The following is a 14,701-nucleotide window of genomic DNA, read 5'->3' as shown; positions in this document are numbered from 1 at the left end:
TTTTATACCGAAAATAACCAATAAAAACTTTTCGATATAGTTAATCATCTTATATGCTTACATAATTGACAAAAGGTTTTGATATAGCGATTATACTAATAGTGTTACTTTCTTAATGACATTGCAAAGATACGGGTACTTCCCACCTCCTACAATACCTATATGTGAGTAAAAAAACGTCTTTTACTACCTAATCAAGGTGATATTCAGGCGCAATACCTACAAATGGGTAACATCGGAACCTTTTTACCTACTAATTGCGATTGCACACCGTTGACAGCCCCTCTAATTTTGCCAAAAATTAAAAAACGCAATGAAAAGGTTAACTAATTTATTAGCAATCACTCTACTCACCTCTTGTGTAACGGCATTTGCACAGGAACAAGAAGAAACAACGACAGAAAAATCCGCAGTGGAACAATCCGCAGACATTTATGCAGCCGGATATAACAAGTTCCGCTTCGGCGGATATGGGGAGATCCTCGCAAACTTTATGGACTACGGCATCAACCGTTTCCGGGGTACGGACAACGGAAGCAAGAAAGACCATCGCAATTCGATCTCCATACCCCGTTTTGTCTTGGCCTTCGATTACAAATTCAATTCCCAATGGGTATTAGGAGCAGAAATAGAATTTGAGGCTGGAGGTACGGGAAGTGCCTATGAGATAGAAAACACAGAAAACGGAGAATACGAAATGGAAGTTGAAAAAGGCGGTGAAGTTGCTTTGGAACAATTCCACATCACACGTCTTATCCATCCGGCCTTCAATGTCCGTGCCGGTCATTTGATCGTCCCGGTCGGTTTGACCAACGAGCATCACGAGCCGATCAACTTCTTCGGAACTTCTCGTCCGGAAGGCGAAACGACCATCCTTCCTTCTACCTGGCACGAAAACGGTATCGAAGTGTTCGGTACGTTCGGCCGAGGCTACACACGTTTCAACTACCAGGCTTTGGTCGTTGCCGGATTGAACGCCAACGGGTTCGACCGCAATACATGGGTTGCCGGCGGCAAGCAGGGACTATTCGAAACAGACAACTTCACCTCACCGGGCTATGTGGCCCGCCTGAACTATTTAGGAGTACCGGGATTGAAAATAGGCGGTTCCTTCTACTATTGCCACAATACGGGAGCCAATTCCGACAAACCGGAAACATACGTCAAATATGGAAACATACCTTTGCGCATCTATACGGCTGACCTGCAATACAAAAACAAATATGTCACCGCACGCGCAAACATGATATACGGCAACCTGAGCAAAGCCGACGACCTCAGCAGTGTCAACAACCACCAAAGCGGCGGTTCTCCTTATACACAGACAACCCCGATCGCCAAACGTGCGGTCAGCTACGGTGGTGAAGTGGGGTTCAACCTGCGTGCGGTTTGTAAAGACAATATGAGCGTACCCGTAATCTATCCGTTCGTCCGCTACGAATACTACAACCCACAGGAAAAAGGCGAAGGCAAGCACACGATGGATTTACGCAACAAAGTAAGCATGTGGACAGCCGGAGCCAATTGGTATGCTTTACCTAATCTTGTCGTGAAAGCAGACTATACAACACGCAAAATCGGAGGCGGCAAATATAACAGCGAAAACGAATTCAGCTTGGCTATCGCCTATATCGGCTGGTTCCTCAGCAAATAAAAACAATATAAACAAATTAATAACTTATCAATAAAAATGAAAAAGAAAAATTATTTCTATCTGGCAGCCTTATCGCTCGCCATGACATTCTCGATGGGAGCATGTAGCGACAACAACGACCCCAATCCGGATGGTGGCGGAAAAGATCCGGTCAACCTGGATTACAGTTCTGAAAACGCCAGTGCATGGGGTAACTATATGTATAACGTTGCAATGTTGCTGAACGACGATGCAACCATGCTCTACAATTCTTGGGTAACCGACTACGTCGATGAGCAGGGTTCACACGGCCCATATGCCACGATTTTCAAAGACCAGACTGCCGGAGCTTACCAAAGCCCGCTCTCGTGTATCGAGGAAATGATCGAAAGCGGTATGTGGAACATCGCCAACGAAGTAGGTGACGCCAAGATCAAGGACCCGTATACCAAATATACCAGCGGTGACAAGGAAGGCGGTCTCTATGCCGTCGAATCATGGTATAGCTGGCATTCGCGCGACGACTATACGAACAATATCTTCTCCATCCGTAACACATACTACGGCCGCATCGACGACAACGACGTGTCCAAAGTAGACGGAAACCTGAGTGCATTCAACTCTTACAAAGATTTCGACGATGAAGGAGACATCGCAGAACACTCGCTTTCAAAACTGATCGCTTCAACCAACCCGGCTCTCGACGAAGAAATCAAAACGCTGATTTTCGCTTCTGCAAAGGCGATCCAGGCTATTCCGCAACCGTTCCGCAACAACATCGACAGCGAAGAGTCCGTTGCCGCAATGAACACTTGCATGGAACTGGCCAACCTGTTGTTAAATGAAGTAAAACCGTATGTAAACCAAACATTCGGCGATCCTGAATACGACGATGACCTTGATGCAATAGCCGAACAGTTTGTCGATGCGGTCGTTCTTCCTACTTATAAAGACTTGCAGGAAAAGAACAAGCTTTTGCTGGATGCGGTAAACCAGTTCAGACAAAACCCAAGCAACGACAACTTCGAAAAGGCCTGCAATTTATGGATCACGGCACGCGAACCGTGGGAAAAGAGCGAAGCTTTCCTTATCGGTCCGGTCGCCAACTTAGGTCTGGACCCCAACATGGACAGCTGGCCTTTGGACCAGAACGGTATCGTACAGGTATTGAATTCACAAAACTGGGATGACCTGGAATGGAGCGGAAACTTTGACGAAGAAGATGAAGCCATCGGAGCCGCACAGAGCGTACGTGGTTACCATACATTGGAATATCTCCTATTCAAAGACGGGCAGCCCCGCACTGTCGATGGAGCAAAATAAACATGCCTCTGAGACATAAAACTTGATAATAGATCATGACAAACCTTGAAACAGCAGACAAATGCCCGCTGTTTCAGGGTTTCAGAGTAATTACACAATGCGACTCGCGTTATTCGGAAATAAATTCAGAAAACCAATAAAATGATATGAAGCAATCTTACCTGTTAACATCCTCGCTATTCCTGCTCTTTGCATGCGCAGCTTGTGAAGAGGACGATAAAATGGATATGGATAAAATAGATGTCCCGAACGGATATGCGCTGTCAGCAGGGACTTCAACGATTTTCCTAAACTCATCGGTCGCCTACGATACGAACGCCGACTGGATAACAGGAGCCAACTCGATCCGTTTCAACAACGGCGACGGTCTCTACGACGATGTACGCACCAGCAACAATGGCGACGGAGGCGGTCTCGGACCTGTTTATGCCGGCTATTCCTGCGGCAGTTGCCATCGCAACGCAGGAAGGACCAAACCGACATTGTGGGAAAATGGCGGATCGGGCAACTACGGTTTCTCTTCCATGCTGGTCTATATCTCCCGCCGCAACGGTGCTTTCTTCCGCGACTACGGACGTGTATTGCACGACCAAGCCATCTACGGCGTCAAACCGGAAGGTAAGTTGTCCGTCACATACGACAAGCAGACTTTTTCCTTCCCCGACGGAGAGACTTACGAACTATGCAAACCCAATTACACGATAACCGAATGGTATAAAGACAGTATCGCCCCGGAAGATTTGTTCTGCACCGTACGCATCCCGTTACGCCACGTCGGTATGGGACAGATGATGGCAATCGACCGCAGGGAAATCGAAGCGCTCGCTGCCAAAAGCAATTATCCGGAATATGGTATCAGCGGACGTTGCAACTATATCACCGAGAAGGGTGTCACCGGTGTCGGCCTTTCAGGAAACAAGGCACAGCATCTTGACCTGACCGTCGAACTGGGCTTTTCAAGCGATATGGGCGTGACAAACAGCCGCTATCCGGAAGAGATTTGCGAAGGGCAGGCTCAGATCAACCAAGGCAGCATGATGGGACTCTCGTACGACCAGCTCGACATATCGACCGCCGATATGGAAGATGTGGACCTTTACATGCAAAGCCTCGGCGTACCGGCACGGCGCAACATAAACGACCCTCAGGTCATCTTAGGAGAACAAAAGTTTTACGAAGCGAAATGCCATCTCTGCCACGTCACTACGCTGCACACGCAAGCGGGCGGTTCCACACTGCTCAACGGCACACGTTTGCCATGGCTCGGCGGACAGACCATACATCCTTATTCTGATTTCCTACTGCATGACATGGGGTCGGAGATCATGGGAGTCGGGTTGAACGACAATTATGTCAGCGGCCTGGCACGAGGAAACGAATGGCGTACTACGCCGCTTTGGGGTATCGGGCTGCAGGAGAAAGTCAACGGTCATACCTATTTCCTTCATGACGGACGCGCCCGCAACCTGACCGAAGCCATCATGTGGCATGGAGGCGAAGGGGAAGCCTCCAAAAATTTATTCAAACAAATGAGCAAGGAAGAGCGTGAGGCAGTGATCGCATTCCTCAACTCCTTATAATTTATCCATAAGACAAACTAAAATGAAACAACTGATAATCACAATTGCAGCATTATTACTATTGCCGTTGGCCGTCATGGCCCAATATGAGGAAGATACGGAAAACGGTGTCGTATCACTAAACGGCAAAGAAGGTTTTACAATCGCTACCAAGAAGGGGGATTTCGTTTTCAAACCTTATATGTTGGTACAGACCAGTGCTAACATCAACTACTACGACGATGAAGGGCTGGACCCGGCCTACAATCAGGACAATATACACAACAGCGGTTTCTCGATCCCTTATGCCATCCTCGGTTTCACGGGCAAGGCATTCGACCGGGTGACATTCAACCTCTCCATCAATGCTGCCGGAAACGGAGGAAACATCCTTCAACAGGCTTGGTTCGACGTAGAGATAAAAAAGAGTTTTGCCATACGTGTTGGCAAGTTCAAGACTCCGTTCTCGCACGCTTACCTGACTACGCTGGGCGAGACGTTAATGCCGACACTGCCGACATCGCTCACCTCATCCGTTATCCTGCCTTATTCTCTTAATGCCGTGACACCGAACATCGGCATGGGATTCGACCTCGGAGTGGAAGTGCACGGATTGGTAAAGGATAAGTTCGGCTACGAAGTTGGGATTTTCAACGGAACGGGAAGCTCCGTCAACGTGGCATCCAAAACGTTCAGCGACGACTGGCATATCCCGTCATTGTTGTATGCCGGCCGCATCACGTACATGCCGAAAGGAGTTATGCCGTCCAACCAGGGCAGCCCGAACCGTTTGAAGGAAGATAAGATGCTGTTCGGTCTTTCCACTTCATTGAATGTGGAGAGCGAAAGCGAAAGTACGAACGATTTCCGGGCAGGAGCAGAATTCGCCATGTTGAAGAATCGCCTGTATCTCGGCGCTGAAATCTATTATATGAATGTAGGGTTTACCAAACGGCAGAAAATTGACGAGAGCTATAACTATTTAGGGGGGTACGTGCAAGGCGGTTATTTCGTTACCAACAAACTACAAGCGACAGCCCGTTATGACTTCTTCAACCGCAACGGATTGGACACAAACGGTTTTCTGAATATGCCGGCCGTCGGATTTAACTATTTCTTCACCAGCTGCAACTTGAAACTGCAAGCCATGTATCAGTTCATCGGACGTACCGGACATGACACGCAGCTTGACCGCGACAACGACGACTTAGGATTAGCCATGCATTCCGGAACCGTCTTACTTCAGTACACTTTCTAATCGTAACGTCATGAAAAGAGAAGTTTATTCATTCATCTCCGGGCTATTGCTCTTTTCCTGTCTTGCCATCTCCTGCGACGATGGCAAGATATATGATGAAAACAATCAGACGGAAAGGGAAGGAGGAACAGTGAAGTTAACCGCCCAAATCAACGGGATAGATTCCTGGCCAGGCGGTTACAGCGTCGTACTGGCCGGATTCACCCCTGACAATGCTTTCGCACAAACGGCAAAAGGGATTAGCCAGACAGCCGACGGGACGATAAACATGGTCTTGGCCGGTATTCCCAGTGAAGTCACACAGATCGAAGTTTGTGTCATCAACAAACTACGCAAAAGGATTGCCAGTTTCTATACCGCCGACTACACGGAACAGGCGGATACCATACGGCTGGATGCCGGAAAGTTGGATGCCGGCATGTTCAACAGTATCCAAACCGAAATTTTCAATCGTTCCTGTACGGCTTGCCATGGAGGAAGTACGGAACCTGCTGCCGGACTGTACCTCACGGAAGGCAAAAGTTACAAAGCCTTAGTCGATGTCGTAGCTGATAAAAGCGAGGAAGGGCTGAAACTGGTCAAGCCGGGAAGCGCGGAGGAAAGTTTCCTGCACGTCATCTTGCACGAGAACATTGTCAAGTACGATCATACCAACGTCATCACGACATCCAGCACTCTGACGTTGCTCGACGATTGGATCAATAACGGAGCTAAAGAATAAGAAAGCACATATTACATGGATTATATCAAAAAGACATACACAGACAAAGCTATCGAAGTTCAAATTTCTTCCTTTGCCGGGAAAGGTGGGGTTACCGAATATCACGTTCTACTCACTATTACAGACCGGACATTGCCGTTTTCCGGACAACTACAGAACATCCAACGGGCCTATGTGGCAGTTATCCAAGAGGTGTTACCTGACGATGCGACTGCCGTCTTCCGGCGCTATTTCCTGAGCGACGCTGCCAACCAGGCCGACTTGGTGATGGTTTGGGAATGCGAAAATTCCTATTGCCCTCTTTCCATCGTGGAGCAAGCTCCACTAAACGGGAGCAAAATAGCCATGTGGACTTGGTTTCAGACCGGTATCACTGTCGAAACGACCAAAAACGGAATGTCGAAAGCCAAACACAACCGTTATACACAATACTGGACCGGGGGCTCTTGCAATAGGGCTTCCAACTCCGAGTACCAGACACGGCTTTTGCTGAACGATTACGTCTTGCAACTGACCGAGCAAGGATGCAAGTTGGCAAACGATTGCATCCGTACCTGGTTCTTCGTTCAAAACGTGGATGTCAACTATGCCGGCGTCGTCAAGGCCCGCAAAGAGGTTTTCATCACGCAAGACCTGACGGAAAAGACCCATTATATTTCCAGTACGGGAATAGAAGGACGCCATGCCGATCCGAACGTTTTTGTCCAGATGGATACTTATGCCGTAAAAGGCTTGCAGACCGGACAAATCCAGTTCCTCTATGCTCCCACCCACCTGAATCCGACATACGAATACGGAGTGACTTTCGAGCGGGGGACAGCTGTAACCTATGGCGACCGGAAACAAATCTTCATTTCCGGAACCGCGAGTATCGACAATCAAGGCGAGATCATGTATCCGGGGGATATCCTGAAGCAGACGGAACGCATGCTGGAAAACATCGACACCTTGCTACAGGAGGCGGGAGGCGGATTGCAAGACATCATGCAGGCAATCGTCTACTTGCGCGACCCGGCCGACTATGTCGTGGTCAAGCAATATATCGAAAGCCGGTATCCGTCGTTTCTCCACCTGATCGTACATGCTCCCGTATGTCGTCCGGGCTGGCTGATCGAAACGGAATGCATAGCTGTCATACCGGCGGATGCACCTCAATATGCATACTTATAATAATCTACTATACAAATGATAAAAGATATGGGAAACATGAAGAACGGAAAATACAGGGAAACAAGCAAGATGAGTGACCTGATATGCGAGAATTATCCGATGGTCCTTGTGATGAGCCGCTTCGGTATCGACCTGGGGTTCGGAGAGAAAAACATCGGGGAAGTATGCCGGCAGAATAAGATCGACACATATACATTCCTGACTGTCGTCAACTTTCTGACGGAAACGGAGACAATCCCGGCAGCGGAGGTCCATAAAGATATCTCCATCTCTTCGCTTATCACTTATCTGCATAATGCACACGACTATTTCCTGAACTTCCGTCTTCCCCATATCCGCCACAAACTGACAGAGGCGATCGTGAGCTGCCCGAAAGATGTGGCCTTCGTGATCCGCCGCTTTTTCGACGAATATGCCGAAGAGGTACACAAACATATGTCGTACGAAGAGAAAACCGTCTTCCCGTATGTCCGCAATTTGCTGGAAGGAAAGAAAGACCCGAAATATAACATCACCATCTTCCGCAAACGGCATGACCAGATCGAGATGAAAATCACGGAACTGAAGAACCTGATCCTGAAGTATTATCCGGGACCGGACAGTAACTTGCTCAACAGCGTCCTGTTCGATATTTTCGCAACAGAACAAGACCTTGCCTCTCATAACCGGGTAGAAGACTACATCTTCGTACCTGCTATTCTGTCTTTAGAAAAACAATAAAACCACTTGCCATGTCCACTAACATTAAAATAACGATAGCCGAATCATCCTCCATCATCCGGTGCGGACTGGAAACACTGCTGAAACGCTTACCTGGATTCCGTATCCAGATATCCGAAATAACAGCAGCAGACTGTCTGACAGAGGGCTTACGCATTTATAAGCCGGACATCCTGATCGTAAATCCTTCCATTCCGGGAAACTTCAACCTACAACATCTGAAAGACGAATGCGGCTGCCCGGATATGAAATGTTTTGCCCTTCAATATAATATAAACGACCCGTTTCTGCTTCGCTCCTATGACGATCAGATATCAATATACGATAATGCCGATGAGTTGAAAAATAAATTGGAACGCCTCAACACCGAAGAAGTTCCGTCCGAAGAAGGGGAAAACGAGGACCAGCAGACACTGAGTAGCAGGGAAAAAGAGATTGTCGTCTGTGTGGTAAAAGGCATGACAAACCGAGAGATTGCAGACAGGTTATACCTATCCACCCACACCGTTATTACCCACCGCCGGAACATCGCCCGAAAATTGCAAGTACACAGTGCCAGCGGCTTGACTGTCTATGCCATCGTAAACAAATTGATAGAGTTGAAGGACTTGAACGGCTAACAAACAGTACCGTTCCTTACTTTATTAAGTAATTTTCAACTCTCAATTTTCTGATTTCAATTAAATAGCCTTATTTTTACGATCTATACTACAAAAACACAATATAAATATGAACCTGATAAGGAAAACATACGACACGACGGAGGTGCAAATCACCTCCTTTCAATCCACCAAAGGCATAACGGAATACCATATCTTCTTCCAACAGACGAACTGCCTGGAGGATTTTCACACTCAGTTACAGCACATACAAGATGTTTACGCCCGTTCAGTGGAAGAGCTGCCGGGTAATCCGGTCGCTATTTTCCGGCGTTATTTTCTGAGTGACGTAACCAACCAGACAGATGAACTGATGAAACGGGAACGGCTTTCCCCCTATTGCGCACTATCAATCGTACAGCAGGCTCCGATGAACGGCACGAAGATTGCATTGTGGGCTTGGCTGCAGACTGGTGTACAGACACAGGTGTTGTCAAATGGGTTGTTTGAGGCGCGTCACGGTGCATATGGCCAGCTTTTAGGTGCCAACCAGTGCAACAGGGCGGCCAATTCGGAATACCAGACCCGCCTGATCTTCCGCGATTATATCCTGCAACTGACGGAAGCCAATTGTACACTGGCGGCCAACTGCCTGCGCACGTGGATTTTCGTACAGAATGTAGACGTGAATTATCCGGGTGTGGTAAAAGCCCGCAAAGAAGTGTTCGCGACACAAAACCTGACAGAAGAAACTCATTTCATCGCCAGTACGGGAATCGAGGGACGCTATTTCGACCCGATGGTATTCGTGACAATGGACACATATGCTGTTTCCGGTATCTGCCCCGGACAAATCCGCTATCTATATGCACCAGAACACCTGAACCGCACATATGAATACGGCGTTACGTTCGAACGAGGCACAGCTGTCACATACGGCGACCGCCGCCATGTCTTTATCTCCGGCACGGCAAGCATCGACCGATACGGAGAAATCGTGCATGCTGGCGATGTCATAAAACAAACTTCCCGCATGATTGAGAATATCGAAGCCCTGCTGAAAGAAGCGGACGCCACTTTGAATGACATCATGCAAGCTGTAATCTATATCCGCGATACGGCGGATTATGCGCGGGTCAAACGTTATATAGACGAACATCATCCCAGCCTCCCTTATATCATCGTACGTGCTCCGGTTTGCCGAACCGGCTGGCTGGTCGAAATGGAATGTACAGCGGTGACAGCCAAAGGAGATGAACGGTTTGCGGCACTTTAGCCATTTGGGCAGAATCCTTTTATCATAATAACAACGAAGCCCCGACGGAATTACTCTGTCGGGGCTTGTTTTGTGTCTGCTCTCTTTCCTCACGGAAGTACAGGCAGCATTGTTATTTTTTACTTTAGTATTAATGTACCACTTGTTCGCCCTCGCGGGGTAATTGACTGGTCGGAAAGACCGGACACATGGTCATTATTTGATTATAAAATCTTTATTTCAATATAGTAGAGACACTGTTTCATAGTGTCTCTACGGGAGATCATTATTACTTAACGATCGCTTTAACAGCTTCTTCACCTTCAACAGCTACTACAACTACGCCCTGAGGAGCAGCAATTGTTGCATCGCTTGAAGTGATAACTGTGTTAGCAACTGTCTGGCCCAAGATGTTAGTGATAACAACTTTCTTACCTTCAGCGTTAGCTACACGTACAGCACCCTGCAAAGCGATTACTGTAACTTCAGATGTTGCAATTTCTTCGTTGTCTGTTGCCAGCTGATCGTCAACCTTATTTTCAACATTGAAGATCAAAGCTCCGTCGCCACCTGTTGCAGCATGTGAGAATGTAGATGATTTGTCTGTCAAAACCACACAACCATTCTGAATCTTCAACCATGCAGCATTTTCAGGTGCAATAATCTTATTGTCATAGTTGTTCGATTCGAACAAGAACTGATTTTCTACGCCTTCTTCCGTTACATTACCTGCATTTTCCGGATGTACATAACGGAATGACCAAGTGTAATTCTTATGTTCGTTACCGTCAAGTCTATTCTTGATCAAATATGATTTAGAAGCAAGATTTTTCACAGAATCATTATAAGCTTCCAAAGCATCGAAGCTAATCTTATCGTTAGCCAAAGCTACGAATTCTGCCGGCAGGATCCACAACGTATCGGCAACACGGATACCTTCAACGAAACCTACGCGAGTATAACCACCCTTGATATCTGCATAAGGTTTGTCCTGACCGTAAACATCTACAGAATCCTGGAAACTTACCAAATATTTAGCTCTTTCGAAGCCAGGGATAGCCGGAGTAGCGTGAACACAATGTTCTGCGTCTGTAATATTACCGTCTTTGTCTACGTGAGGACCATCTTCCGTACAAGGTTTACCCGGAGTTCCAGCAAAATCGTTATGTGCAACCGAAATCAAGTATTGCGGTTTGATATAACCAGCACCACGATTAACCCAAGCAGTATCGATCTGGAATGACAAACCTGTTGCTTTGTCAGCTGTCCACATACCCAGATAGTCAACATTAGCATCAGTCAAGTTACTATTGTTTTCATCCATCAAGTATTCCTTACGGATAGTTTCGAAGAATCTCAAGCTGTCACGGCCGTCCGTTGCGCTTTCACTCAGTGCAACGTTGTTGAAACGACGATACAACGGAGTTGTAGAAGGTTCAACAGTGAAAGCAGAAGTTCTTGTTTCATTCAGCAACTGAACTTTCAGACCAGCACTCATACCGTCATCAGCGATACCGACTTTCTTCGTAACACCTGTATTTTGAATTTCAGTAGCATGAGCAGTTCTATTATAATTAGATTCGACGATAGCATAGAAGTCTTTACCATCATAGTGGTTGTTTTCTTTAAAGAAGAATGTATCAACAACCATATTAGAACCATAGTTTGCTACACCCATTGAATACTTGCTTCCATAAGCTTCAACCAAACGATCCTGTTCGTCTTTAGCAATGACATAATTCGTTCTTTCCAACTGAGCCAGTCCCGGAATCTTTTTCAAAAGAGCGGCATCAACATCGATACCATATTCGTATGTAGAACCTTCAACCAAAGCATAATCGCCGGCATCCTGCTTAACATAGATCAAAGAATCTTTACCTGTACCGTTAGCAATCCAATATTCCATTGAGAACGGGTTCAGATAATTGAATTTATATCTGTTGACCAACAAATCATTTGAGTCGATATGTTTGTAACCTAACTTCTTATCTTTGATGATTGCAGAGTCTTTGATCTGAACAAACGTTACGTTGTTCAACATATCAGCACCCGTTGTAAGTGTATAGATTTCACCATCTTCATTCAAACGGAACTGAACGTTATCCCAATCTTTCGCATTCGGGAATTCACGGTTTACAATTTTAACCGGAGAAACCGGTTGAGATACCTCTGCATTCAATGTTTTTGTAATAACCCACTGGTATGCAGGCATGTGCAACGGTTCCTGTTCGTCCAATGTCACCCATTCGATTGCATATTGTTTATTACCACCTTCTGCATTTTTATGAATAGGAGCAGCCAATACCTGACCCTTTGCATTCTTGATGATATACAAACCGTTGTCAACAGAAGTCTTATCGCTAGTTACGAAACAGCCTTTCAGACCGAAACCGATCTTTGTATTAATAGGTTGTTCTCCAATTGTAGCAATACGATCCGCAACAGTAAAGTTCTGCAACTTAACATGCAATTTAGCAGCAACAGCATTACCTTCAGTCTTAAACGGATCTACAAACTTATCACCATAATTATAAATTTTTCCTTTCGATGTACCATCAATTTCGCTCCAATACTTTTCAGCATTCTTATCTGATTTGTAACGAGCCTGTTTAACCTGGATACGCAGTTGATCCAAAGAAGGACGATAAGTAAATAAGAACTTGTGCTGATTTACTAACAATGAGTTATCAAAATCTTTTTCTTTAGCCATATCAGTCCAGCCAAACTTCAAGAATTGAATACCAACACCATTAGCAGCAGTATCCACTTTCAAATAAGCATTTGCATCGGATTTAGAAGTCACATATACGAAGTTATGATCAGTATCTGCTGCAACTCCTTTAGCGACAAAAGCAGTCGTTGAGAACGGATTGACATCTGCATTTGCATCCGGAGTAAATGTAAGCACATTCTTATTATCTTTCAAATAAGCATTAATTTCAGCCGCACTCAAAACGTAAGTACCTGCATCATAAAGAGTAAATTGAGCTCCTCCTGTCGAATTCGATCGGGCTTCAGATGCTTTTACTTTTTTTGCCTTAATGCCTCCTTTATCACCTTTTACTAATAAAAGAACATTATCAGCTTCTTGATAAGTATATAAAGGCATATTTCCTTTTAAATTTTCCTTGTATTCCGGAGAAAATGCCCAACCACCAAAAGTTTCGCCGACAGACAACTCAGCATCCGTTGTTCCTCCTACCTGTAAACCAACAACATCTTCTTCTGAAATAGCTAAAAATTCACCAGTTGCTTTATTTACAAAGTCATAGATCGGTTCTTTGCCTTGACCTTCTTCCGTCACTTGAACACACCACAGAGAAGCCTGTAAATCAAAACTATCATTTACGTTCTTTAATACATACTTGCCATCTTCTATAACAAGCACCTGAGTACCAACTCTCAACTGATACACTCCACTCAAAGCCGCCTTATCCAACTTAGCAACAGCTGTAGCATCAACTCCCACAGCTGCACCAGTGAGGTCAACCGCATTTACAGCTGAGAAAGCTGAAGAGAACAGTAAGCTAGCACACAAAAGAGTAGAAAACTTTTTGTTCATAATTCTAAATTTAATATTAATACTAATGTTTATAAAAGTTCAGTTCTTATCGTACGTTTGTTAACTATTGTATCTTGAAATCGAATACGTACGTTTTTTTTCGTCATTTTTTGGGAGCATTCAGTAAGTTCGTGAGCAAAAGAAGGTTTTTTGTACATATTAAGCTATCTGATTGATAAGAAAGAATATAGAAAAGAAAAAAACTTTGAAGAAAGAATTGCAGGTTTAAAAAGTATATGTATTTTTGTAGCTGGAAGTTACGAAAATAGTGTATTTTATTGGAAATGAGCATATGTTAATCGCTCATGATAGTAATAGGTTACGATTTAGTTAGTTATCTGCTGCATTATTCTTCTGCGCGTTGCGTAACCTTCAAAGAACTCTTCGTATGCAAAAGTAACAATAAAACGGGAGATTTTGATATGAATCTCCCTGATTTTTTTCTATCTCATACAAGTTTTTCCGTAAAAGCGGCTTTATTCGTCGGCACACCATCGCCCAAAAGGATTTTGAACGAACGTGTGCCGACTACTGCATAAGCGGAGAAAAGAGCTTTGCCTCACGCCTAAACGACAGTTTAGACTGATGAGGCAAGGCCCATTTCTTTTGTGCTTATGCCGAAGAGGTGCTTTTACGGTTTTTCAGATGATTTTTCTTTTTCGCTGTTCTTTTGAGCCGGAAGCGGAAAGCCGTGTATGACCGTTTGCCCATAAATGGAACAAGCCGTCACCCACAGCTGGCAAACCGGGAAGAATGATTTTATCTGCCCGCCCCGACACGTCCGGCCAGACAGATAAAACCATACTTCCTTGCAGGTGGTTTGCCCGGTTTCACGCTACCGACTATGTCCTTTTTTGGGGGGACTTCCTTTTTTCACGGATTTCTCTTTTGAAGTTTTCTG

General features: G+C 45.5%; 10 protein-coding genes. 9 read left to right on the top strand and 1 reads right to left on the bottom strand.

What is annotated here, in order from left to right:
• Positions 1-313 precede the first annotated feature (313 nt).
• From KTG12_RS11970 to KTG12_RS11930, 9 genes are all read left to right on the top strand, one after another.
• A complete protein-coding gene (locus KTG12_RS11970; RefSeq protein ID WP_005634113.1) occupies positions 314-1,654 on the top strand; it encodes a hypothetical protein in 1,341 nt (446 codons plus the stop codon).
• Between the two features lie 36 nt (positions 1,655-1,690).
• Positions 1,691-2,956, top strand: a complete 1,266-nt coding sequence (locus KTG12_RS11965; protein ID WP_005634115.1) for an imelysin family protein — start codon at positions 1,691-1,693, stop codon at positions 2,954-2,956.
• Between the two features lie 146 nt (positions 2,957-3,102).
• Positions 3,103-4,536 carry a di-heme oxidoredictase family protein gene (locus KTG12_RS11960; protein ID WP_005634117.1) on the top strand — a complete coding sequence of 478 codons (1,434 nt, stop codon included), beginning with the start codon at positions 3,103-3,105 and terminating at the stop codon, positions 4,534-4,536.
• 22 nt (positions 4,537-4,558) lie between these two features.
• Complete coding sequence (locus tag KTG12_RS11955) at positions 4,559-5,773, top strand: porin (protein ID WP_005634118.1); 1,215 nt, start codon at positions 4,559-4,561, stop codon at positions 5,771-5,773.
• Positions 5,774-5,783: 10 nt separating this feature from the next.
• Entirely contained in the window at positions 5,784-6,494 is a 711-nt protein-coding gene (locus KTG12_RS11950; RefSeq protein WP_005634120.1) for a hypothetical protein, read from the top strand.
• A 15-nt stretch (positions 6,495-6,509) separates the two neighbouring features.
• Positions 6,510-7,664 carry a Rid family hydrolase gene (locus tag KTG12_RS11945; RefSeq protein ID WP_022321405.1) on the top strand — a complete coding sequence of 385 codons (1,155 nt, stop codon included), beginning with the start codon at positions 6,510-6,512 and terminating at the stop codon, positions 7,662-7,664.
• 15 nt (positions 7,665-7,679) lie between these two features.
• Complete coding sequence (locus KTG12_RS11940; RefSeq protein ID WP_005644460.1) at positions 7,680-8,384, top strand: hemerythrin domain-containing protein; 705 nt, start codon at positions 7,680-7,682, stop codon at positions 8,382-8,384.
• A gap of 11 nt (positions 8,385-8,395) precedes the next feature.
• A complete protein-coding gene (locus tag KTG12_RS11935) occupies positions 8,396-9,004 on the top strand; it encodes a response regulator transcription factor (RefSeq protein ID WP_138272867.1) in 609 nt (202 codons plus the stop codon).
• A gap of 109 nt (positions 9,005-9,113) precedes the next feature.
• A complete protein-coding gene (locus KTG12_RS11930) occupies positions 9,114-10,259 on the top strand; it encodes a Rid family hydrolase (protein ID WP_138272866.1) in 1,146 nt (381 codons plus the stop codon).
• Positions 10,260-10,527: 268 nt separating this feature from the next.
• On the opposite strand, the gene KTG12_RS11925 is transcribed toward KTG12_RS11930, so the two are convergent.
• Positions 10,528-13,800 carry a DUF6383 domain-containing protein gene (locus tag KTG12_RS11925; protein WP_155143465.1) on the bottom strand — a complete coding sequence of 1,091 codons (3,273 nt, stop codon included), beginning with the start codon at positions 13,798-13,800 and terminating at the stop codon, positions 10,528-10,530.
• Positions 13,801-14,701: the final 901 nt, after the last annotated feature.

This window comes from Parabacteroides sp. MSK.9.14 (assembly GCF_019041495.1).
Taxonomy (GTDB): Bacteria; Bacteroidota; Bacteroidia; order Bacteroidales; family Tannerellaceae; genus Parabacteroides; species Parabacteroides merdae.
Note: the sequence above shows the minus strand (reverse complement) of the source record. Positions and strands in the feature narration are given on the sequence as shown.